The organism is Peribacillus asahii (genome assembly GCF_004006295.1).
GTDB classification, from domain to species: Bacteria; Bacillota; Bacilli; order Bacillales; family DSM-1321; genus Peribacillus; species Peribacillus asahii_A.
In genome coordinates this window covers 1480164-1504577 of record NZ_CP026095.1, presented here as the reverse complement: position 1 = coordinate 1504577, position 24414 = coordinate 1480164, and the positions used below count along the sequence as shown (strand labels likewise).

The 24414-nt window shown below is 38.7% G+C and carries 23 protein-coding genes and 1 other annotated feature; all 23 genes read right to left on the bottom strand.

All coding sequences use genetic code 11. The annotated features are described in order from the left end of the window. Positions 1-135: 135 nt before the first annotated feature. The gene (locus BAOM_RS07405; protein ID WP_127759724.1) at positions 136-1437 is read right to left on the bottom strand and encodes a solute carrier family 23 protein; all 1302 of its coding nucleotides are present in this window, start codon (positions 1435-1437) and stop codon (positions 136-138) included. Positions 1438-1599: 162 nt separating this feature from the next. Then, positions 1600-2157, bottom strand: a complete 558-nt coding sequence (pyrR, locus tag BAOM_RS07400; RefSeq protein WP_127759723.1) for a bifunctional pyr operon transcriptional regulator/uracil phosphoribosyltransferase PyrR — start codon at positions 2155-2157, stop codon at positions 1600-1602. Between the two features lie 182 nt (positions 2158-2339). Next, positions 2340-3254 carry an RluA family pseudouridine synthase gene (locus BAOM_RS07395; RefSeq protein WP_127759722.1) on the bottom strand — a complete coding sequence of 305 codons (915 nt, stop codon included), beginning with the start codon at positions 3252-3254 and terminating at the stop codon, positions 2340-2342. Further along, a complete protein-coding gene (lspA, locus tag BAOM_RS07390) occupies positions 3247-3717 on the bottom strand; it encodes a signal peptidase II (protein WP_127759721.1) in 471 nt (156 codons plus the stop codon). Before lspA ends, BAOM_RS07395 begins: the two co-directional genes overlap by 8 nt. A gap of 238 nt (positions 3718-3955) precedes the next feature. After that, complete coding sequence (locus tag BAOM_RS07385) at positions 3956-4621, bottom strand: DUF975 family protein (RefSeq protein WP_127759720.1); 666 nt, start codon at positions 4619-4621, stop codon at positions 3956-3958. Positions 4622-4762: 141 nt separating this feature from the next. Further along, entirely contained in the window at positions 4763-7531 is a 2769-nt protein-coding gene (gene ileS / locus BAOM_RS07380; RefSeq protein WP_127759719.1) for an isoleucine--tRNA ligase, read from the bottom strand. Positions 7532-7608: 77 nt separating this feature from the next. After that, positions 7609-7853, bottom strand: a binding site (T-box leader). A gap of 64 nt (positions 7854-7917) precedes the next feature. Continuing rightward, on the bottom strand, positions 7918-8433 hold the full coding sequence (locus BAOM_RS07375; protein WP_127759718.1) for a DivIVA domain-containing protein: 516 nt from the start codon (positions 8431-8433) through the stop codon (positions 7918-7920). 73 nt (positions 8434-8506) lie between these two features. After that, complete coding sequence (locus BAOM_RS07370; protein ID WP_127759717.1) at positions 8507-9280, bottom strand: YlmH family RNA-binding protein; 774 nt, start codon at positions 9278-9280, stop codon at positions 8507-8509. Positions 9281-9375: 95 nt separating this feature from the next. After that, positions 9376-9639, bottom strand: coding sequence for a YggT family protein (locus tag BAOM_RS07365; RefSeq protein ID WP_127759716.1), 264 nt, complete (start codon positions 9637-9639; stop codon positions 9376-9378). A 6-nt stretch (positions 9640-9645) separates the two neighbouring features. After that, positions 9646-10098 carry a cell division protein SepF gene (locus BAOM_RS07360; protein WP_119116642.1) on the bottom strand — a complete coding sequence of 151 codons (453 nt, stop codon included), beginning with the start codon at positions 10096-10098 and terminating at the stop codon, positions 9646-9648. 12 nt (positions 10099-10110) lie between these two features. Beyond that, a complete protein-coding gene (locus tag BAOM_RS07355; RefSeq protein WP_127759715.1) occupies positions 10111-10788 on the bottom strand; it encodes a YggS family pyridoxal phosphate-dependent enzyme in 678 nt (225 codons plus the stop codon). A gap of 7 nt (positions 10789-10795) precedes the next feature. Further along, entirely contained in the window at positions 10796-11617 is an 822-nt protein-coding gene (pgeF, locus tag BAOM_RS07350) for a peptidoglycan editing factor PgeF (RefSeq protein WP_127759714.1), read from the bottom strand. A gap of 58 nt (positions 11618-11675) precedes the next feature. Continuing rightward, positions 11676-11945 (bottom strand): YlmC/YmxH family sporulation protein, encoded by a 270-nt coding sequence (locus BAOM_RS07345; protein WP_127759713.1) that lies wholly within the window; start codon positions 11943-11945, stop codon positions 11676-11678. 328 nt (positions 11946-12273) lie between these two features. Further along, a complete protein-coding gene (gene sigG / locus BAOM_RS07340) occupies positions 12274-13053 on the bottom strand; it encodes an RNA polymerase sporulation sigma factor SigG (protein ID WP_119116646.1) in 780 nt (259 codons plus the stop codon). A 144-nt stretch (positions 13054-13197) separates the two neighbouring features. Next, entirely contained in the window at positions 13198-13917 is a 720-nt protein-coding gene (gene sigE, locus BAOM_RS07335; RefSeq protein ID WP_119116647.1) for an RNA polymerase sporulation sigma factor SigE, read from the bottom strand. 142 nt (positions 13918-14059) lie between these two features. Then, entirely contained in the window at positions 14060-14986 is a 927-nt protein-coding gene (gene spoIIGA / locus BAOM_RS07330; protein WP_127759712.1) for a sigma-E processing peptidase SpoIIGA, read from the bottom strand. A 446-nt stretch (positions 14987-15432) separates the two neighbouring features. Next, positions 15433-16602: a cell division protein FtsZ gene (ftsZ, locus tag BAOM_RS07325; RefSeq protein ID WP_127759711.1), complete on the bottom strand. Its 1170-nt coding sequence runs from the start codon at positions 16600-16602 to the stop codon at positions 15433-15435. A gap of 41 nt (positions 16603-16643) precedes the next feature. Beyond that, on the bottom strand, positions 16644-17933 hold the full coding sequence (ftsA, locus tag BAOM_RS07320; RefSeq protein ID WP_127759710.1) for a cell division protein FtsA: 1290 nt from the start codon (positions 17931-17933) through the stop codon (positions 16644-16646). A 619-nt stretch (positions 17934-18552) separates the two neighbouring features. Beyond that, complete coding sequence (locus BAOM_RS07315) at positions 18553-19332, bottom strand: cell division protein FtsQ/DivIB (protein WP_127759709.1); 780 nt, start codon at positions 19330-19332, stop codon at positions 18553-18555. Positions 19333-19511: 179 nt separating this feature from the next. Further along, a complete protein-coding gene (gene murB / locus BAOM_RS07310) occupies positions 19512-20423 on the bottom strand; it encodes a UDP-N-acetylmuramate dehydrogenase (RefSeq protein WP_373995319.1) in 912 nt (303 codons plus the stop codon). A 366-nt stretch (positions 20424-20789) separates the two neighbouring features. Continuing rightward, on the bottom strand, positions 20790-21890 hold the full coding sequence (spoVE, locus tag BAOM_RS07305; RefSeq protein WP_127759708.1) for a stage V sporulation protein E: 1101 nt from the start codon (positions 21888-21890) through the stop codon (positions 20790-20792). Positions 21891-22077: 187 nt separating this feature from the next. Next, the gene (gene murD, locus BAOM_RS07300) at positions 22078-23430 is read right to left on the bottom strand and encodes a UDP-N-acetylmuramoyl-L-alanine--D-glutamate ligase (protein ID WP_127759707.1); all 1353 of its coding nucleotides are present in this window, start codon (positions 23428-23430) and stop codon (positions 22078-22080) included. A 1-nt stretch (position 23431) separates the two neighbouring features. Beyond that, positions 23432-24409: a phospho-N-acetylmuramoyl-pentapeptide-transferase gene (gene mraY, locus BAOM_RS07295; RefSeq protein WP_127759706.1), complete on the bottom strand. Its 978-nt coding sequence runs from the start codon at positions 24407-24409 to the stop codon at positions 23432-23434. Positions 24410-24414: the final 5 nt, after the last annotated feature.

Below are 24414 nucleotides of genomic sequence, written 5' to 3'. Positions count from 1 at the left end.
ACAGGGTGTGGGCTAGAAAGACGTGGTAGAAAAAGTATCTACCTACTGTCTTTACTGCGAACACCCTTTTAAGCCTCTCTGGACTTCTTTTAAAAGGTGGTTAGTTATTTTATTACGTCTTATTATAGTATTACATTATTGTTCAAACATGTCACCATTATTTTTTTCACGACCTGGTAATACAAGGTTAAGGACTACTCCAACAATAGCCGATAAAGCCATACCCGATAATTGAACATTACCTGGTAAGTTAATGAAGGCGCCCCCGATTCCTAAAACAAGTACGACAGAAGCAATCATTAGGTTACGTTTTTGGTCAAAATCTACTTTATGATCAATCAGCATTCTTAATCCACTTGAAGCGATAATTCCAAATAACAGGATTGAAACTCCGCCCATAACAGCTCCTGGAATTGAACTAATAACCGCTGACACTTTACCAACAAAGCCGAATAATAAAGCAGTCACAGCTGCACCACCGATGATATACACACTAAATGCTCGTGTCATCGTTAGCACACCGATGTTTTCACCGTAAGATGTAAGCGGAGGCCCTCCGATAAATGATCCGATCATAATCCCTGCACCATCCCCTAAAATGGAACGATGTAAGCCTGGCTTTTCAAGGAAGTTTCTACCGACTACTTTACTTAATACCATTTGATGTCCGATATGCTCGGATAAAGTAACGATGACAACTGGAATCATAATGGCAATTACAGACCAAGAGAAAACCGGTGTGTATGTTACAAATGGAATTAAAAGATCGGGTGCTGCAATCCATTCCGCTTCTTTAATTCCAGTAAAATCAACGATTCCTGCATATACAGAGCAAGCATATCCAACAATAATCCCTACCAAAATCGGAATGATGCTAAGAAAACCTTTAAAAAATACGTTACAACAAATGATTGTGATTAGAGTAATAAGGGCAATCATAATATGAGTTGTACTGTAAACAAGTACTTCGGCACTTGAATCTTCGTACATCGCCATTTTTACGGCTGTACCTGCTAAACTTAAACCGATGACCATAATAACGGGTCCTACAACAACCGGCGGTAATAAGTTCATTAACCATCTAATACCCACTTTTTGTATAATTAAAGCAACAACTCCATACAATAGGCCGGCCACAAAGCAGCCAATCATCGCTGCCTCTGGTCCACCTAATGCTTTCGCTGCAAGAATTGGTGTAATAAAAGCAAATGAAGATCCGAGATAAGCAGGGATTTGTCCCCTTGTAATTAATAAGTACGCTAATGTTCCAAGACCGCTTGATATTAAAGCGACTGCTGGACTAAGACCTACTAGGACAGGCACTAAAACCGTTGCTCCAAACATCGCGAATAAATGTTGTAAACTTAATGTAATCCATTGTCCTGCTTTCGGGACATCCTCGACATCTAACAAGACATCTCTTTTTGTTTCTTTCATGATGTAATCCTCCTAGTATGCTGCAACAATCTCTGATGTCATAAAAAACCCTCTTTGCTTATTTACAAAGAGGGTTACCTAGAACGCGCAATCGCATGCACTGAGTACACATTCTAACCCCCTTTGTCAGCCTCTCTGGACTGCCTGTTAAAAGGGAATATTTTATTTTTCTAGTATACTTACTTGATCAATATCATCAATTTCTGTTAACGTAACAGAAATTTTCTCTGATTGAGATGTCGGTACGTTTTTCCCAACAAAATCGGCGCGAATCGGCAATTCGCGATGACCGCGATCAACAAGAACTGCGAGTTGAATTTGTGAAGGTCTGCCAATATCAACTAGAGCATCTAATGCCGCTCGCACTGTGCGACCCGTAAATAATACATCATCTACTAAAACAACGGTTTTATCTGTAATATTCATATCGATATTTGAACCTTTTACTAATGGCTCACCATCATTTGTCTTCTTCGACAAATCATCTCGATACATGGTAATATCAATTTCGCCAATTTGGATGGCTTTGCCTTCAATCTGCTGAATTCGTTCAGCAAGGCGGTTAGCCAAATAAATTCCACGTGTGCGAATGCCTATTAACACACAGTTTTCAATCCCTTTGTTTTTCTCAATAATTTGGTGAGCAATTCTCGTTAGCGCTCTGCGTATAGCTTGTTCGTCAAGGACGATTGCCTTTTCATTCAAACTAGCCACCTCCATCCATGTTATATGATGGACACTTTAACAAAAAAATTCTCATACCTTCAAAAGGCATGAGAATTTTGTAACATCCGTAATGGGCACTCCTGCTCCATTACTTATTCCGTTACCTTCTCAGCCTCTCTGGACTGTGTTAAAGGTTCATTAAGTTATTATTATAATAAAACGTTTACGTAGTATTGTCAATTACTTTTTCGTAAATAATCGAGTAATTCAACAAAATCTTGAGGAAGTGGTGCCTCGAATTCTAAATATTCTTGTGTACGAGGATGCACAAATCCAAGTAACCCTGCATGAAGCACTTGTCCATTGAATTTCAACGTTTTCTTCGGACCATATTTTGGATCACCCGCAAGCGGAAAACCAATATACTTCATATGTACACGAATTTGATGCGTTCTTCCTGTTTCAAGCTGACATTCTACTAATGTATGAGCTTTAAAACGCTCGATTACACGGAAATGAGTAACGGCATGCTTCGAATTCTCCTCTGTAACGGTCATACTTTGGCGATCTTTTTTATCACGACCAATTGGTGCGTCAATTGTTCCATAATCATGAGGAATAACCCCGTGAACAACCGCTTGATATTTACGCGTCACCGTTTTATCTACTAATTGCTGTACAAGGCTTTCATGAGCTACATCATTTTTGGCTACCATAAGTAAGCCGGATGTATCTTTATCAATTCTATGAACGATTCCAGGACGCATCACCCCATTAATACCAGATAAGTCTGTACAATGAGCCATTAAGCCATTTACAAGTGTACCAGAATGATGTCCAGGCGCTGGATGCACGACCATCCCTCTTGGCTTATTAACGACTAGTACATCCGCATCTTCATAATAGATATCTAAATCCATCGGTTCAGCAACAACATCTAGCTCCTCGAGTTCTGGAATTGTAATTTCAACGAGGTCTCCTGCACTGCATTTATAATTAGTTTTTACAACAGATCCATTTACGAGCACATGCTGCTCTTTAATCCACTGCTGAATTTGCGTGCGCGACCCTTCTTGATTTAACGTCGATAACGCTTTATCGATCCGTACTCCTTGTAGTGTTTCATCTATGCTGTATTGCAATTTATCCATTTTTTTTCTCCTTAGCGAGTTTTTCTTCTAATATCATGTAAATAATAAGTAGTCCGACTCCAATCGTTAACGCGGCATCTGCTACATTAAAGATTGGGAAGCTATAGGTAAAAATATACGTATGTACAAAATCAACCACCTCTTGACGAAATACGCGGTCGATAAAATTCCCAATGGCCCCGCCGAGCATAAAAGCTAATGAAACACCGATTAAGGCGCTTTGCTTCGCCATTTTCTGTATGTAATAAACAAGAGCAATTACAACACCAACTGTAATTATATAGAACAACCACATTTGTCCTTCTAGTATTCCCCATGCAGCCCCGCGATTTCGATGTGAAGTAATATACAAAAGATTTTCAATTACTTCAATGCTGTCACCATACTCCATCTTTTTCACAATCATCCATTTTGTCAGCTGATCCATTACAATTACAAAAAGGGCAATTACGTAATACCGCATCACACTTCCCCCAAACTAATTCAATCTTTACTTATGCATTGTAGCATAAACAACGATTTCATGGCGAATGTGAATGAGAAAAGCTCAAGACACTCTAGTCAGTCCCTCAAATCGCTTATCCTTTCTATCCACCAACAAAAAGACGTTGCAGATATGTCCTCTACAACGCCTTTCCGTATTACTCTACTTCACACTTAACAGGCAATAAGGCCCTCACTGATGGAAGTTTCACTTTATGTCACTGTGACTCTTGTGTTTTAATCAACTCATTATAAAAGGTAGCTGTTGATGTTGTAATATAAGGAATTAACCATAAAAATCCGATTCCAAATGTAATTACAGAGAGAATCCCCCATCCGATAAAACTTAAATGAAGCAAGAAATATTTCCACTTATATCCTTTCATTCGCACTTTACTTTCCGTAATGGCCTCTAAAATTGAATATTCCGGATGATCCTTTAACAAGAAAAATGTTTGGGAATAAGAAAATTGTTTAATAATACCTGGAATAATAAATAATAAGGTCCAAAGAAAAACAAAAATGCTCACTACAATCGACGTTCCGATTAATTTCAATGATTTTTTCCAATCAGCATAAATTGCAAACACTTGCGATAACCTAGCTCCTTCTAGACGAGCAATCGAAAGATAAAACCAATACACCGCAACCGATAATGGAATCAAAAGAAGGGACACAATAATATTTGCTATACTTCCTTGCCATGCTACCTCGGCTGACCCCTCACTTACCTCACTTAACTCCCATCCTCCACCAAATAGAAGGGATATAACATTTGGAACAATGGCAAAAATCAGGAATGTAAGAAAAGAAAGAAGAACACAAAGTCCCCAATTTCCTTGTAAAGCACCTCTCGCTTGTTGCTTAATAGCTGAAATTTTCATCTGTATTCGCCTCCTCGAAGTCTGTCTATAACAAAGTATGTAAAAAGGAGAAAAAAAAGAATAGAGCACGTTCAAAAATATTGTTTAATAAAAGCTAAAAAAAAGAACTAGACCCGATAGAAGGTCTAGTTCTCTAAAAAATTATTGATTGACATAATGTTCTTTTACAACTGTTGCACAGCGTGGACATAATGTTGCATGCTCTTCCACTTCACCAACCGCTTCAGACACATTCCAGCAACGCTCACATGTTTCACCGTTCGCTTTTGAAACAACAATTGCCGCATATTCTAGTGTAACTGCCTCTTGAGGAGCTTCAGATACATCACCTGCTACTTCGAATTGTGAAACGATGAATAATTGCTCCATGTTTTCTTCAATGCTGGCAAGCAGGTTTTTCACATCATCCTTCACATACACTGATACTTTCGCATTTAACGACTTACCGATTACTTTTTCATTACGCGCTTCTTCCAATGCTTTTAACACATCATTACGCAAGTTCATAAACATATTCCATTTTTCTTCAATCGCTTCTGCTCCATCGATTGAAAGCTCTTCAGGCATTAACGTCAATTGAACGCTTGCTTCTGTTACACCTGGAATAAACGCCCATACTTCATCCGCTGTATGAGAAAGAATTGGTGAAACAAGTTTCGTTAAGCTTACTAACGCTTCGTATAGTACCGTTTGAATCGCTAAACGATCTCGCCCATTCGGTGCTTCACAGTATAAAATATCTTTCGCATAATCAAGATAGAATGAACTTAAATCTTGTGTACAGAAGTTATTGATAAGATGATAAATTGTCGCGAATTCATAGTTGTCATATGCTTGTTTCGTATTTTTAATTAATTTATTTAATTTCACTAACATGTATTGATCGACTTCACGTAAGTCAGCGATCGCTACTTTATCTGTTTCTGGATTAAAACCGTCTAGGTTTCCTAATAAGAAACGGAATGTATTACGGATTTTACGGTATACTTCCGCCACTTGTTTCAAAATAGCATCCGATACACGAACATCTGCTTGATAATCTACAGATGCTACCCATAGACGTAAAATATCAGCACCTAATTGATTCATAACTTTTGCCGGGATAACGACATTTCCAACGGATTTACTCATTTTACGGCCTTCACCATCTAAAGCAAATCCATGACTTAATACGCCTTTATATGGTGCTTTGCCTGTCACTGCAACCCCTGTAGAAAGAGAAGAGTTAAACCAACCACGATATTGGTCAGAGCCTTCTAAATATAAATCTGCTGGACGTTGCAGCTCATCGCGCTCCTCTAAAACGGCTTGATGGGAAGAACCAGAGTCAAACCAAACATCCATAATATCTGTTTCTTTTGTAAACACGCCATTTGGGCTGCCTTCATGCGTAAACCCTTCAGGAAGAAGGTCTTTCGCTTCACGCTCAAACCACACGTTTGAACCATGTTCACGGAATAATTCTGATACATGATTAATCGTTTCGTCTGTGATAATCGGTTCACCATTTTCCGCATAAAACACCGGAATCGGAACACCCCATGCACGTTGACGAGAAATACACCAATCGCCACGATCACGAACCATATTATACAGACGCGTTTCTCCCCACGCTGGCACCCATTTCGTTTCAGCAATCGCTGTTAACAGGTCTTCACGGAAGTCTTTAATTGAGGCAAACCATTGAGCCGTTGCACGGAAAATTGTCGGTTTCTTTGTGCGCCAATCATGTGGATAAGAATGGGTGATAAAGCTTAAGTTTAACAACGCCCCTGCTTCTTTTAATTTTTCTGTAATTGGTTTATTTGCTTCATCATAGAATAATCCTGCAAATTCACCAGCTTCTTCTGTCATAACACCTTTTTCATCTACTGGACAAAGAACATCTAAACCATACTTTTGACCAACGATAAAGTCATCTTCCCCGTGTCCTGGTGCCGTATGAACACATCCTGTACCAGCATCTGTTGTAACGTGCTCACCTAGCATGACTAATGAATCGCGGTCATATAGTGGATGTTTCGCTACTACACGATCTAGCTCTGCACCTTTTACCGTTTGAATGACTTGTGGGTTTTCCCAACCGATCGCTGTCGTTACAGCTTCAAGTAATGCTTCGGCAACTAAATATTTCTCACCCGCAGCTTCTACAACCACATATTTCAATTGCGGATGAACAGAAATTCCTAAGTTAGCAGGCATTGTCCAAGGCGTTGTCGTCCAAATGACAATTTTGACCCCTTCTTCAAGAACCCCTTTTCCATCACGTACTTCAAATGCAACATAGATAGAAGCCGAACGTTTATCTTGATACTCAATCTCCGCTTCAGCAAGCGCTGATTCACTTGAAGGAGACCAATAAACAGGTTTTTTCCCCTTATAGATATAACCTTTTTTCGCCATATCACCGAACACTTTAATTTGTTGTGCTTCATATTCTGGCTTTAATGTAATATACGGGTTTTCCCAATCCCCACGAACACCTAAACGCTTAAATTGTTCACGTTGATTATTAATTTGCTCATAAGCGTACTCTTCACAAAGCTTGCGGAATTCAGCTACGCTCATTTCTTTACGTTTTACACCTTTTTTCGTTAATGCCGTTTCAATTGGTAAACCGTGCGTATCCCACCCTGGTACATAAGGGGCATGAAAACCGTTCATCGATTTAAAGCGAACGATAAAATCTTTTAAAATTTTATTCAACGCATGCCCCATATGAATATCGCCATTTGCATAAGGAGGACCATCATGCAAGATAAATAACGGGCGCCCTTCTGTATGCTGTTGCACTTGTTTGTAAATATTCACTTCTTCCCATTTTGCTTGAATTTCCGGTTCACGCTTCGGTAAATTCCCACGCATCGGAAATTCTGTTTTTGGCATCAATAACGTATCTTTATAATCCATGTATATATCCTCCATCTGTATTTAGACAATTTTCTGAAACAATGACAGGGCAAATAAAAAAGCCTCCTCATCCCTAGTAAAGGGACGAGAAAGCTTGAATTCCCGCGGTACCACCCTGGTTAGATTACTCTTCTAAAAAACAAGAGCCATCCTCTTTGAGCATTCATAACGTGAATGTAACGCCTTGTTTACTAGCAAAATTGCGTTCAACTTGGAACTCTAGGGTGATCTTCTATTCTTCTCTTATTTCCGGGCTCTCACCATCCCCGAATCGCTTAAATAAGATTTTGAAGAAATATACTGTCCCCGTCATCGTCTACTTAATTATCTAAATGGTTTTGTTAAAAAATTATATGCGAAATACGTACTACTCGTCAAGGAATCGTTTAATTTTCTTCCTTCATTCCATCATTTATTTCAATTTCAGTTGCATCTACTTCATATTCAAGAAGGTGATCCCAATCCTCATTATCTAATAAATCAAGCTGTGCTTCGACAAGCATTTTAAAGCGCATGCGGAACACTTTCGATTGCTTCTTGAGCTCTTCGATTTCAACTGCTATTTTACGCGCCTTAAGTAACGAATCGTTGACAATCCGATCCGCATTCTTTTCAGCTTCTTTAATAATCAATTTTGCTTCTTTTTGCGCATTACGCTTCACTTCTTCCGCTGCTTCTTGAGCAACCAGAATCGATTTATTAAGTGTACCTTCAATATTTGTAAAATGCCCTAGGCGTTCGTATGTTTCTTCTAATTTTTGTTCAATTTCTTTCTTTTCTCGTAAAACGAGCTCATAATCTTTAATAATTTGATCAAGAAATTCATTTACCTCATCTTCATCATACCCACGAAACACTTTACTAAACTCTTGATTATGTATATCCATCGGAGTTAAGGGCATTAAGGGCACCTCCACAACAAATTCTTCTCTCTATGATTCGACAAATATCTATAAAATCCCTTTCACTAAACGATTATTTCTTCTTACCGATTAGCACTTTCCACTTGTCTTTTTTTGTTTTCCCATCAATTGAAATCATTTTACATCGACCAAATCCTCTAACCGAAATCACATCTCCAACTTGGCAGTCCTCGGAAGTTTTTTCCGTTTGCTTAAAATTCAATTTCACTTTACCGGCCGCAATCAATGCCTGAGCCTTTTGTCGTGATAGATTCAAAGCCGTTGCAAGTACCGTATCAAGCCTTAAAGAGCTAACAGTTAAATAGTGCTCCACCCAATTCTCATCTACTTGAATAATGTGTGAAAATGGGCGTTTCTTAATCGTTATTGTTGCTTTTCCGACCTTTTCAAGATTAGCCATTAAATACGTATCGATTTCTTGGGCCGCAACAAACTGAACCTCGTCATCTTTTATGAGAATATCACCAAATTTTTCGCGCTTTAATCCGAGCGACATGAGCGTTCCAAGTACATGACGATGTTCAAGTGTAATAAATTTTTTAGGATAAGAGATTTCATAGAGACTGAGTTGAAAGTCGCTCAATTCCGGGGAAAAGTAGTCTGGAAATAATAACGCTCGTCGACGTTCTACCGTATCAGCACCACCATAAAATTGCAAATTAACATCCTCATCACGTCCTAACAAAGAAAGAACAATTTGCTGCTGACGCGGATCAAGAAAGTCTGTAAGCTTCGGTGCATAAGAGTTCTTCACTTGTTGAATCCAACTCGCAGCTCCATCGATAAACTCCTTTTCCTCCGGTCTAAAATGTTGATAAATACTCATGTACAACTCCCTATGTATGTTCATGATTGACAATGTAAAAATTGTATGCGTTTATTGCAGACTACGCACGTTTACTCTAAAGAGTACATCACTTGTCAGCTAATCCAATTAGCAAGTTGAAACACGCCTGATTTCGCAAGATTTAAAACAAGTATCGCCACGATTGGAGAAATATCAATCATTCCTAGCGGTGGAATAAATTTGCGGAACTGTTCTAAATACGGCTCACAAACTTTAGCAAAAAACTGACCGACAGCTGACTCTCTAGCATTCGGGAACCATGACATTAAAATATAAATAATTAATGCGATAGAATACACTTCAATAATTGTTACAAATAAACTTAAGATTAACCCCATAAAATACTACCACCTCGTTTCCTCATCTTCCTCATCGAATCCGAAACCAGTAATGTTTCCAGAAACATCGACGTTAGCAGGAGTACATAAAAAAATATCTGTTCCTATTTTTTGAATATCCCCATTAATTGCATAAACGGTACCACTTAGAAAATCAACGATACGCTTTCCTTGATCACGCTGAATTCGTTGTAAATTCACAACAACCGCTCGCTTATTATTTAAATGATCGGCTACTTCCTGTGCATCCGCATAAGCACGAGGTTCCAATAATACTACTTTAGAAGATTTTTGTACGCTTTGCAAACTTACGATATTATTATTCGATGTATTAACAGGAGCTGGCTTCGAGGTCTTAACCACTTTTGGCTCTTCAACCTCTTTCTCTACCACTTCTTCCTTATACTCATACTCATCATCTAACGCAAAATAAGATTTGAATTTTGATACAATCGACATTCGCGTACCTCCTTAAGATTCTTCGCCTACCAATGCAGTACCTATTCGAATCATCGTTGCTCCCTCTTCAATCGCAATGACAAAATCATTAGACATTCCCATTGATAACTCCGTACACGGTGCATAATCAATCTCAGCCCCCTGAATCTGCATTTGAAGTTCTTTAAGTCCTCGGAAGCATGTTCGCAATACTTGCTCATCATCTGTTAGCGGTGCCATTGTCATCAACCCGGCTACAATGATTTGATCATACTCCGCTAATTCTTGAATAAATGGGAGCACTTCACTCGGTTTAAGTCCATGTTTAGATTCTTCACCAGAAACATTTACCTGTACTAAACATTTTATCGGTTCATTTGCTCGTTTTTGAATCTCTGCTGCTAAAGAAATTCTATCCAATGAATGAATATAGGCAATTTTATCAATAACACTCTTCACTTTACGTGTTTGTAATGATCCTATATAGTGCCAATTAGGCCTGTCCTGTAATACTTCATATTTAGTTAAAAGCCCTTCGTCACGGTTTTCTCCTAAGTCCTCAATTCCCGCTTCGAGAGCTTCCTTTGCCCGCTCTGTTGTTACATATTTCGTAACAGCAATTAGCGTAACCTCCTCACGTTTCCTGTTGCTACGCGCGCATGCCTCTTGTATTTGTTCTTCGATGTGTACTAATTTATCTGCAACTTTCACAACTACGTTACTCCTCCTTCCAACCAATAAAGCTCATCAAACGACCTGTACGTCCTTTATCACGTCGATGTGAATAAAATAAATCATCATGACAGCTTGTACAATAGGTTGATATATCTATCTGATGTTTTGGAACTCCGGATTTTTCTAATATGATAGCGTTTAAATGCTTCAAATCTAATTGATACTGTCCTTCACTGATTAAATTATATGGCTTTTCGTCATATTCTTCCAGCAATTTTTGCACACGGTGGATAACTTTATCATCTACCATATAGCAATTTGAACAAATCGAAGGTCCCATCACAACAAAGATTTCGTTTGCTGATATGCCCTCTCCTTGCCAGGCTTTAATCATTTTACCGGCGATTTCACCAACCGTCCCTTTCCACCCAGCATGTGCCGCTCCGATAAAGCCTTGTTTCGGTGCATAAAACAATAATGGCACACAATCCGCATAACAGAGAGTCAGCAATATATTTTTCTCCGATGTATAAAAACCGTCTGTCCTTTTGAAGCTAGATTCATATTCGATCGCTCCTCTGCCTACATCTGAACGACCGATTCGTTGAATACAGGTTTCATGCGTTTGCTCTGCACCAACCCAACAATTCAATGAAAATGAAAGATCCTCTGCCAAAAGACGGCGATTGGCCTGCACATCTACGAGACGATCATCAACGTGAAAGCCAATATTTAGCGTTTGATACTCTTTTTGACTCACTCCGCCATTTTTCGTCGTAAACCCTGCAACAAGGTTAGAATCTTTTTTAGTCCATGAGTCAATAAGCAAATATCGATCTTTGATTAAAGTAAATGGTTCTCGCATATATTATTCCTCATTATTTTTTATTTAGTGTACCACATTTATCACGCAATCGCTCATGTTAATACTGATCATCGGGTATTTCTGTTTGAAACAATAACTGGTGCTCAACGAGAATAACATCCGTTCCAATTTTTTTAATTTTATGCCATGGAATGACGATTTCCTGATCCCGCCCAAATACTCCCATCCATCTGCTACTGTTAGAAACAACAATCGCTTCAATTTTACCAGTAGTTGTATTAATTTCTAAATCAGTCATATTTCCTAGCTTTTTTCCGTCTGCTATATTAACAATATCTTTAATCTGAAAATCAGAAATTCTTGTCAACGAACATCAGCTCCATTTCATTGATGTACCTGTTGATTTATATATATGATAAGACAAAGGCTCCCATGAAACATAATCGATGAAAAAGAAGAATATGTTCAATAATATGGTTCATTCAACTCAATCATGTCATATAAAGTGAAACTTCCATCAGTAGGGTCTTACTGCCCATTGAGTGTGAGATAAAGTGAGGGTTGGTGATTTTTTACTCCTATTCGCTCTGGTCCCATATATATAAATGAACCAAAATAAAAAGCCCGCTACATAGCTTGCTGAGCAAAGGGTAAAGAAGGGCTTCTTTACCCAGTTTGGCAAGCTTGTAACGCGCTTAATGTTGGATATTTTTATTCATTTGTTTAATGGCCGCTTTTTCTAACCGAGAAACTTGCGCCTGTGAAATGCCGATTTCCTCAGCTACCTCCATTTGCGTTTTTCCCTGGAAGAATCGTTTACGTAAAATCATTTTTTCGCGTTCATTTAAGCGGCGCATGCCTTCGTTCACAGCAATTTCATCAATCCACGTACTATCTTTGTTTTTCTCGTCACTTAACTGGTCGAGTACATAAATTGGATCCCCGCCGTCATTATAAATCGGTTCAAACAAAGAAACAGGATCTTGGATCGCATCTAGAGCAAAGACAATTTCCTCATGGGGTACCTCCAACACTTTTGCGATTTCTTCTGCTGTTGGCTCACGAAGCGTTTGGCTTATGAGCTTTTCTTTTACTTGCAAAGCTTTGTAGGCGATATCCCTTAACGAACGAGACACACGAATTGGATTATTATCACGCAAGTAACGTCTAATTTCACCAATAATCATGGGTACAGCGTACGTTGAAAATTTTACATTTTGACCGAGGTCAAAGTTATCAATGGACTTCATTAACCCTATACAGCCTACCTGAAATAGATCATCTACATATTCCCCGCGATTATTAAAGCGTTGAATGACGCTCAAAACGAGCCTAAGATTCCCATTTACCAGTTTCTCTCTTGCTGAAATATCGCCATCCTGCATTTCTTTAAAGAGTACTCTCATTTCATCATTCTTTAAAACCGGTAATTTCGATGTATCAACACCGCAGATTTCAACCTTATTACGAGACAAATTTATTCCCTCCTCACAGGAGCGCTGTACAAACATCAGTATCTCCGCGGGAGGGAAAAATATGCACTTGTTTGTCGTCGAAACATGTCAGTTTAGCTAAAGAATATTGATTACATCACTATTTATCAGCATTAGAAAAAATTTTTACACCATTTTATTAAACTCTTTTCGAAGCCGCTTAATAATTCGTTTTTCCAAACGGGAGATATAAGATTGAGAAATACCAAGCATATCTGCTACATCCTTTTGAGTCTTCTCCTCTTCACCTGCTAGTCCAAAGCGCAGCTCCATAATTTGCTTTTCACGGTCCGATAGTTGGGTTAATGCTTTCGTTAATAAATTTCGATCAACATTCGCTTCTAAATCTTTCGTAATAATATCTTCCTCTGTACCTAATACATCTGACAGCAGAAGCTCATTCCCATCCCAATCAATATTTAATGGTTCATCAAACGATACTTCCGAACGAATTTTATTGTTTCTTCGTAAATACATGAGAATTTCATTTTCAATACATCTCGATGCATAGGTGGCTAATTTAATTTTCTTCTCTGGGTTAAACGTATTAACCGCCTTAATTAACCCAATCGTTCCGATGCTGATAAGATCCTCAATATTAATGCCTGTGTTCTCAAATTTACGAGCAATATAGACCACAAGTCTTAAGTTACGTTCAATTAAGATGGAACGAGCCGCCTCATCTCCCTTTGGTAACTTATTAATCAAGATTTCTTCTTCTTCTTTTGATAGGGGCGGTGGCAGCGCTTCACTTCCGCCTATATAAAAAACCTCATCTGTTTTGAGCCCTAATTTAAATAATAATTTGTACCACAAGTACGTTATACGAAGAATAAATTTCCTCAAAATAATTCTCCCTTCTACACTTAGACTTTGTTATTGAACGCGAGTATGGTGTATTCCATATGTGGATGGATGAACAACTTTGTTACATGACACATCCATTAACGATCTTTTGTAATAAAAATGAGACTCATAGACTACCGCCCTATGAAGCATTCGGAACAGGAATGCCTGTCAACATTTTCGGATGCACAATACATTGATACGTATTCTCTGCCGAAAGCTGCTGCAAAGTGAACGACACAAGGCCACGTTCTACTTCGTATACTTTTTCATCATACTGAATGCGCAAAGAATCTGGTTTAATAGCGGTCAATAATTGATGACTCTGTCCAACTACTTTATAAGGAATCACGCGAATTCGTTCAGCCCAGGTGTAGTTCGTCATTTCACCTTCTTGCAGCATAGTATCAGGATTTTCAAAAAGCTCCAACATATCAGCCGGGATATGTGACTCCTGTCCAACAATTGACGCAATCATGACCGGGGAGCGACTAATCGGATCATACAGCTGATTCCCGCTATCAATGAGACCTTGAAATTCAGCTTTAAAGTCTGCTACCTCAACCGTTACCGTCACTATCTGGTCATAGTTGAGTTTCGTCATTTCCATTCCATCAAGCATTCGTTTCGAAAACTGCCACGCAAGTGGAAAACCAAGCGCTACAAACAGCCAGCTCATCGGATCACCGAAGCGATTCATACCCATTTGTGTACTAGTAGACATTTCTGCCACTTGAAACGAGAAGAAATAATGGAGCCCAAGTAAAATTCCTCCTGATAAAAAGGTCACAAAATACAGTGTCATAAGTGTCTTCAAAAAAAGTTTTAAACGAATAAAGCCAAATACAGTCAACACCATAAAGACGGAAAATAATAATTTCATATAGATGTTATCAGTCAAAGCAGAATATGAAGTGAATGCCAACGCGATAATGAAGGAACCGACTAAACCACCTGCTACTAGCCGCCATAACGGCACTCTTCGCTTTAAGATAATCGCAGTCCAATACAAAAGAAGACAGTCAAAAAGCCAATTTAATAGCCAAATGATATCTACGTATACTGTCAAGCCGTCCACTCCTTTCGAAGGAAAAGGGGCGGAACTCCGCATCTTTTTACATCACCTTCAAGTTAGGGGAACATTTGATGTATCCTAGGGCTTTTAGTGGTGCATGCTTACGTTCACGCCGCCTTTATTCTTCCACTTCATTTTTCATAATCATGTAGATCACCCTTGTTGATGGTCTATCGTTCTTGAAAAGAGTATAACGTACCTGCTTTGCGAAAGTGTGTCACTTTTTGTGCTGAAATTGTAAAAGTTTTTCAACCTTTTTGTTGAAAAAACACTATAAGTATTGATTCTTTTTTTCAAATAGAAGCATAGCCCCAAAAAAAGTCTAAAACTAAAGCATGAGGGACTAGAGAAAAATCGACAATACTTGTAGATAAACAAAAAAAGATTCAAAGGCTACATAAAATCGTAACCTTTGAATCTTTTTCAATCATTATTATTCCTTAACGACGTTTATTACGGTTGCGAAGGAATGTTGGAATATCTAATGTTTCTTCCGCTTGAGTATTTACACTGCGAACCGGTGGCTCATGTGTTTCTTCTCTTTTCACTTCACGCTTCATAGTCGGCTGTGATGGCTGTTGAGATTGTGGTTGTGGTTGTGTTCTCGGTTGCTGTTGTCCAAATGAAGGACGTGTAGGCTGACGTAATGGTTGCTCTACCTCATTGAAGCCTGTTGCAATAACCGTTACAACGATTTCATCTTTTAAATTCTCATTAATGACCGAACCAAAAATCATGTTTACCTCTTGATCAGATGCAGTCGCTACAATATCAGCTGCTTCCTGAACTTCAAATAAACTTAAATTCGTACCACCTGTAATATTCATAAGCACACCTTGTGCACCATCAATGGATTTTTCAAGCAATGGACTGGAGATTGCTTTTTTCGCAGCTTCTGTTGCACGATTTTCTCCAGAGGCAATTCCAATTCCCATAAGAGCAGAGCCTTTGTTTGACATAATCGTCTTCACATCGGCAAAATCGAGGTTAATCAAACCTGGTGTAGCAATCAAATCTGAAATACCTTGTACCCCTTGACGAAGAACATTATCCGCTTCACGGAATGCTTCAAGCATCGGTGTACTTTTATCAACAATTTCCAAAAGACGATCGTTTGGAATAACAATTAACGTGTCTACCGATTCCTTCATCGCTGAAATGCCGCCTTGGGCCTGTGTCGCACGCTTGCGTCCTTCGAATGTAAATGGACGAGTAACCACTCCAACCGTTAGAGCTCCTAAATCTCTTGCAATTTGCGCAATAACTGGAGCTGCACCAGTCCCTGTTCCGCCGCCCATACCAGCAGTAACAAACACCATATCTGCACCACGAAGAGCTTCTTCGATTTGTTCTTTACTTTCTTCGGCCGCTTTCTTCCCAACCTCTGGATTCGCACCGGCACCTAATCCACGTGTTAGTTTACCGCCGATTTGCATCTTTACTTCTGCTTTAGATAGATTAAGAGCTTGAGCATCGGTGTTCACAGCAATAAATTCTACACCTTGCACTCCATGCTCAATCATACGGTTCACAGCATTGTTTCCGCCGCCGCCAACACCTATAACTTTTATCATTGCTAATTGTTCTAAATTAGAATCAAACTCTAACATGACAAGCCTCCTATTTTGACGAAATTCCCTTTTTCTTTGTTTTATTCAAAAAAGTATCCTAGAATTTTTTTGAATTTAGATTCACCTTGTTTTTTAGCAGGGGCCTCTTGCGGCTGTTGTGTCTGCCTTGGTTTACGCGGCTCGTTTTGTTCTTGAGTCGGCATAGCAACATCAGGTGTCTTTGTAGCAGTGTTTTTCTGCATTCTCTCTTTTTTACATGCATGTTTAATCAAACCAACAGCTGTCGTATATTGTGGTTCACGAACTCCAATATAATTCGGCTCAGCCGTTCTGACTCGATTTTGGAAAATGTATTGTGCTAAATCTAGCACGCCAGGCATCTTCACACCACCGCCAGTTAGTACAAACCCTCCTGGTACATCTGAGAATCCAAGTCTATTTAATTCATCTTGGATCAACTCAAATATTTCAGTCATCCTTGCCTCAATTATATCTGCCAACATTAATTGATTACAAGGCTGTTGTTGGTCGCTGCCAATAATCGGAATTTGAAATACTTCCTCTTCAGAAGCATCATCATAAAAGGCATGTCCATGCTTAAGTTTAATCTTCTCTGCATCTTCTGTCGTCGTTCGAAGCACAATGGAAAGATCCTTCGTAATCGTTTCTCCACCAATTGGGATGACCAATGTATATTTCAAGTAACCCTGTTCAAAGATGGCTAATGTCGTAGAACCCCCGCCAATATCTACCAAGGCTACGCCAAGATCCTTTTCATCCCTCGATAACACAAGTGAGCCTGCTGCCAATGGTTGAAGGGCGATATCTATAATTTCTAATCCTGCTTTCTCTACACATCTTAACGAATTATGTAAAAGCGTGCGTAGACCTGTAATTAAAATACCACGCATTTCAAGCCGAACCCCAATCATACCTCTTGGGTCATTAATCTCGTCTAATTCATCCACTTTGTAATGAATCGGCACAGTATCAATAATTTCACGATCCGATGGTATTGTAATCAGCTCAGCTGCCTCTTTAACACGCAGCACATCATGTTCTGTAATTTCTTTGTTCTCGCTTGAAACAGCTACAACCCCATGACAAGGCTGAAGATCCACATGGTTACCGCTAATGCCGACAACTACTTTTCGTATCTCCATTCCAATCATTCTTTCCGCTTGTTCAACAGCTTTTTGAATAGATTGAACGGTTTCATCTATATCGACTATGGATCCCTTTTTAAGTCCCATTGATTTGACATTTCCCACACCAATAATGTTTAATGTATCATTAACCATTTCCCCAATGATTACTTTTACACTGGATGTACCGATGTCGAGACTAACGTAAAATTCATTGCTGTTCATTCCATGGCACCTCCTTCAGTATTATATATTTTTTTGGAATTACAACGTTAACGTTTATATAGTAAGAGCAATTAATTATAAGCAAAGTATTTTCGTTCTTAACTTATTTGACAACCTTACTTTCTGCCCCGGCAAAAGGATATCCATTTTCTAGCAATAATAGATATTTCCTTAATCTATTCGTCATTTATAGCTGTTTCCCTTTTAAAAACGAACGATTTTTTCGTTTTTTTATAAGAAGTCAACCATTTTATCCAACTCATCCGAACATGAACGTAAAATTTCAAAAAGTTTTTTTGTCAAACACAGCCTATACTCAATACAAGTCTACACTAAGATTCACGTCTAGAAAAGATAAACATACGGTTGACACACGATTATAATAAACCTGTATATATTCTGATATATAAACAGAATGTGACACCGTATGAACGAATCTTCCTACCTCATTTCCTTCTAATAGGTACCATTTAAAGGAAATTTCAACACAAATTATACAATATAAGATCAAACGATAATAATCGCTATATCTTATTTCGGAATCTCTTATTACTTTTTTAATATATAATTTAGAAATTTCCTAGATTGCATTGATATTAGAAAGATATCCTTCTATTCCTTAGTCTTCCTCTTTCCCTTCCTTTTGTTCAGGAGGCTGATAGGCTTTGAAAAATGAACCTACCTCTAAATCAATAATCCCTTTTACTTTAGGATCTAACTGATTTGCAATTGAGGGATAGTGCACCATTTTTTCAGAGAGAGTTTCGCTTGTCGCGCTTACTTCAAACCCGTCATTCATATACATTATAATATGATACGGATCCATTTTTGTTGGTTTATAATGAATTTCTGAAACCAAATTCTGGATTTCTTCTGGTAATTTTACCAATTCCTCCAACAAGCGATTCAAAGCTTTTCCTTCTTTGAAATCAATTAACACAGGAGCAAATACAGGGATTTCTCCTGACTCTAAACCATCTAATATCTCTCCATTTTCAAGAATAGGATAAAAATGCTTTCCTTTAAGCAAATAAGCCATTTTATTATGTTCTGATACTGTAATTTTAATCGAATTAGGAAACACAGGAACGACCTCAGCACTCTTAATTTCAGGATTTTCCTTTATATTAGCCGCAATTTGTGCTGTGTCGACCTTCCATATACTTTGATTTTTGTTTATATTACTCAGCTTTGCAATCTGCGCCTTAGACAAATATCGATTTCCCTCTACTTCAACCGATTTTACATGGCTTAATGGTGATAGAAAGTATAATACGCAACCAACCAGAATAAAAAAAAGAGAGAGCAAGAATATTAAACGACGATTTGTTTTTCTCTTTCTTATCTTTTTCAGTTTTGGAATGCGATCCTCAATTGAAATGACTTTCCCTTTCTCCACCCCTTTCACCTCTTCCTAAAAAGTAAAATCAAACACCAGAAAAGCGACTTCGTCTTATTCAATTTAATTAAGCTCTACACCATCATTTATTTACAAGAATAGTTATTCAAACTCGACGATTCTTCATTTTCCGCAATTTATTATATCACAGTACATAAGTATGTTTATAGATTGTTCCATTATTTTCGACCAATTATTTCAACTTCTGTCTCCATCATAATTCCATATTGTTTAAACACGGTGTCTTTTACATATTGAATTAAAGCTAACACATCTGCAGCCTTTCCATTTCCCGTATTTACAATGAAATTACCATGCATCGGTGAAATTTGTGCACCACCAATGGAATACCCTTTTAAACCAGCCTCTTGTACAAGCTGCCCTGCATAATGAGGAAGCGGATTCCTAAAAATGCTGCCTGCACAAGGAAGATTGTACGGCTGTGTCTCTTTCCGATAGTTTTTATTGCTCTGCATTTTAGCTACAATTTCTTCCCGATTACCAGGTGTTAACTGAAAGATAGCCTCTAACACAATTCCCGGGCGTTTTTTTTGTAAAATAGATGTTCGATAAGAGAATTCCATCTCTTCTTTAGAGAGCCACGCAAGCGTTCCATCAGCAAATAAAACATAAGCCTTCTCTAATATCTCGCTCATATCGGAACCATGGGCCCCTGCATTCATATACACAGAGCCTCCAACTGACCCTGGAATGCCACTGGCAAACTCCAGACCCGCTAACCCTTTTTTACTAATTTGCACAGAAAGACTAACAAGCGAATAGCCTGCTCCAACTCGGATTTCCGACTCATTTATCTCCAAATGATCTAATCCTTTGCCCAATTTAATAAGGGCTCCTTCGATGCCAGCATCACTTACAAGCAAATTAGATCCTCTTCCGATTGCACGCCAAGGCACATTATTCTCTCTAATAATCTTCATCGTTTTTTCCAAATTTTCAATCGAAGAAGGTTCAATAAATAAATCCGCAGGTCCTCCCATTTTCATCGTTGTATGATTTGCAAGCGGTTCATTCACAAGAACTTTACCAACCTGTAAATCTCTTAATTGTTGTACAATTGCCTCTATCATAAAAGTAAGCCTCCTCAATATTCCTTTTAGAAAAGCATCACTTGTCTCTCTAGTAAAGAAAGTCCATGTCTTTTCTTCCCCTTTAACTCTTTGGGGTAATTAAACGTTTTTAACGTATTAAAAGCGAAATGTTTCATCTACATTCCGACGTACAATTTGATTTAACACCATGACAGACGTATCACTATTTTACATCGTTTTAGCCTCTTATACTATAGTCTAAACAGGGCATTAATGCCAATAATTCTATACAAATTCTCCATAATCTATATTGGTAATTTTTCCCGAACCTCTGTTAATCAATGATGATTGATTTAGACAGCGGCTTATAAAAAAAAAGAAGCTCTATATGAACAGAGCTTCTCCTTAAAAGCGGGAATAACGACTAATATTCAACAACACACCGATGGCCATAAGCATCAACGTTAACGAAGATCCCCCGTAACTTAAAAGAGGCAAGGTAATTCCGGTAACCGGCATCAACCCGGTTACAACGCCAATATTAATCATAACTTGAATGGCTACCATTCCAATAATCCCAACAGCCACAAGACTGCCATAAAGGTCTGGAGCACCTAGGGCGATGCGAATTCCTCGCCAAAGCATTAGAGCAAATAAAAAGAGGACGAGCGAGCCTCCAATAAACCCTAATTCCTCCGATAAAATAGCAAAGATAAAATCCGTTTGCGGCTCCGGAAGATAAAAGAACTTTTGCCGACTTTGCCCTAATCCAAGACCAAACAAACCTCCTGGACCAATTGCATACAAAGATTGAATCATTTGGAATCCGCTTCCAAGAGGGTCTTCCCACGGATCCAAGAAAGACGTAATCCGCTTTATTCGATACGGAGCCGATAATACGAGGACTACGAAACCTGCAACCCCGATTAAACCTAGCCCAACAAAGTGGCTAATTCTTGCTCCAGCAATAAAAATCATGACCATACACGTACCAACCATAACTGTGCCCGTTCCTAAATCAGGCTGAAGCATAATTAGCCCAAAAGCTAAAAAGACAAGGCTTAAAGATGGCAGCATCCCTTTTTTAAATGATGTAATCAGCTTTTGCCGTTCAGAAAGAAACTTGGCTAAAAAAGCAATCATCGCCAGCTTCATAAATTCTGATGGTTGAACGGAAAAAGCTCCAACGCCAATCCAGCTTCGCGACCCATTACGTGCCATCCCAATTCCAGGCACAAGAACAGCTAATAGTAAAATAAAGCAAACAATAACCAGCAGTTTCGCCCATGTGCGCCACGTCCAATAATCAACATTCATAATAAAAAACATAGCGACAACGCCTAAACAGGCAAACAACAACTGACGCTTCGCAAAATAAAAAGAATCATCAAATTTATAATCTGCCCAAATAGCGCTGGCGCTGTATACCATAGTTAAACCGATGGCCAAAAGACTTAGTGTCACGATAATGAGAATTAAATCGGGATTAGATTTTTTTAATGGCACAGACAATCCACCTCTAAGAAGATTTTAGAGCCTTTTGCGAGCAACACCAGCTGAAGTTGTACATAGGCAGGCTATACTTTAGTCAAAAAAAAAGCGATAACCACCATTATCGCTTTTTTCTAAGATGTCGAAGTGAAAGCAATGCTGCTTTCTTCTGTAAAGCCCAAATACTTTCAATAAAAAGCTCTTACTTCAGCTTATGCACAGCCTCCATAAACATGTCCCCTCTTTGCTCAAATGTTTTATATTGGTCCCAGCTTGCACAAGCTGGAGAAAGGAGAATGCAGTCGCCTTCGTTTGATAATTCGAAAGCAACCGGAACAGCCGTTACTACATTATCGACACGTTTAATATTCGTTATTCCTATTTCTTTTGCTACACGTTCAATTTTCTCTGCTGTTTGTCCAAATGTCACAACAGCTTTCACGTTTTTCATACTCACCTTCAATTCGTCAAACTCATTGCCGCGATCCAGCCCGCCGGCTAGTAAAATCGTTGGTTCTGAGAAAGACGCAAGCGCCTTAGAAGCAGCCAAAATATTCGTCGCTTTTGAATCATTATAAAATTTACGATTCTCTATTGTGGCTACATATTGCAAACGGTGTTCTACCCCATGAAACGACGACAGTACCGATTGAATCGCTTCATTTGAAACACCTTTTAATTTCACAGCAGATATAGCGGCTAAAACATTTTCTAAATTATGTTTACCTGGCAGAGCAATATCCGCTGTATTCATCACTTTTTCACCGCGGAAATAAACAACACCTGCTTCTACATAGGCACCTTGCTCCTGCTTTGTCGTCGCTGAAAATGGAACTAACTCCGCCTGTGAGCCGGCAGCCATGCGTCTTACTTCTTCTTGGTCTGCATTGTAAACAAAGAAATCTGTCTTTTGTTGGTTTTTTGTGATCGCTGCTTTCGCCTCTGCATATTCTTGCTTCGAGCTATGATAATCGAGATGAGCATCATATAAATTTGTCACAAGCGCGATTTCTGGGCGAAACTCTTCAATCCCCATTAACTGAAACGATGATAGCTCAATGACGATTGTATCCTCTGCTTTTGCCTCTTTAGCCACACCGGAAGCAACTGTACCAATATTTCCAGCAATTAACGGCGACTTGTCCCCAGCCTTTAACATTTCAAAAATTAATGTGGTCGTCGTTGTTTTCCCATTTGTTCCAGTAATCCCAACAAACGGCGCCTCACTAATTTGATAAGCAAGCTCTACTTCCGTAATAACGGGAATCCCTTTTTCGAGAGCCCCTTTGATAAGCGGATTACGATAAGGAATTCCTGGATTTTTGACAATTAGCTCGAAGCCTTCATCTAACAGCTCAATAGGATGACTCCCGCATATCACTTTAATACCTTGCTCTAGCAGCCCTTGTGCCTCAGGATTCTCAGACAGCGGCTTCATATCATTCACCGTTACAAATGCTCCTAGCTTATGAAGAAGGGAAGCAGCCGTGACCCCGCTTTTCGCTAACCCTAATACCAATACTTTTTTTTGTGAATATTTTGCTGTTTCCTTCATTTTACACCCACACCTCTAAATAGATTCCGAGCACTGCACAAAGTAATCCTACCGTCCAAAACGTCACAACAACGCGCCACTCTGACCAGCCAGAAAGCTCATAATGATGGTGCAGCGGGCTCATTTTAAAAATTCTTTTTCCTCTTAATTTAAACGAACCAACTTGCAAAATAACCGACAATGTTTCAATAACAAAGACTCCACCAATAATAACAAGCATTAATTCTAAATTTGTTAACAGCGCAATCGAAGCGATGGCTCCACCTAAAGCGAGCGAGCCTGTGTCCCCCATAAATACCTTAGCCGGATGAGCATTAAAGACAAGAAAACCTAGTACCGCACCTACAACAGCTACAGAGAAAATCGCGACATCATATTGAGATTGATTCCAAGCAAGTACAGCAAATGCTCCAAAAGCAATGGCTGATGTCCCGGAAACAAGCCCATCTAAACCATCTGTTAAATTCACGGCATTCGAGAACCCAACAAGCCAGAAGATAACAATAAATACATAAAACCATCCAAAATCAATAGCAACATCCGTTCCTGGAATCGTTAAAGAAGGAACAAAATGATCGGCGCGTCGATAAATTAAATAAAAAATAACAGCAATAACGATTTGACCGAATAATTTTTGCTTCGATGTTAAACCGAGATTTCGCTTCATCACTACTTTAATAAAATCATCTAAAAAGCCTAATAAACCAAACCCTAATGTAACAAATAATAATAAATATGTTTCAAACGATGGTTCTGAAAATTTAAATGTCATCACGAGTGTCGCAATCGTAACCGCAAGCAAAATCATGATGCCGCCCATCGTTGGTGTTCCTGTTTTCTTTTGATGTGATTTTGGCCCTTCTTCCCGAATGCTTTGCCCAAATTTAAGCCTTCTTAAAAATGGAATAAAAATCGGGGAGAGCAGGACGGTAATTAAAAAAGCTACCAAAATCGTATAAAAAATCACTTGTTCCAACATTCCTT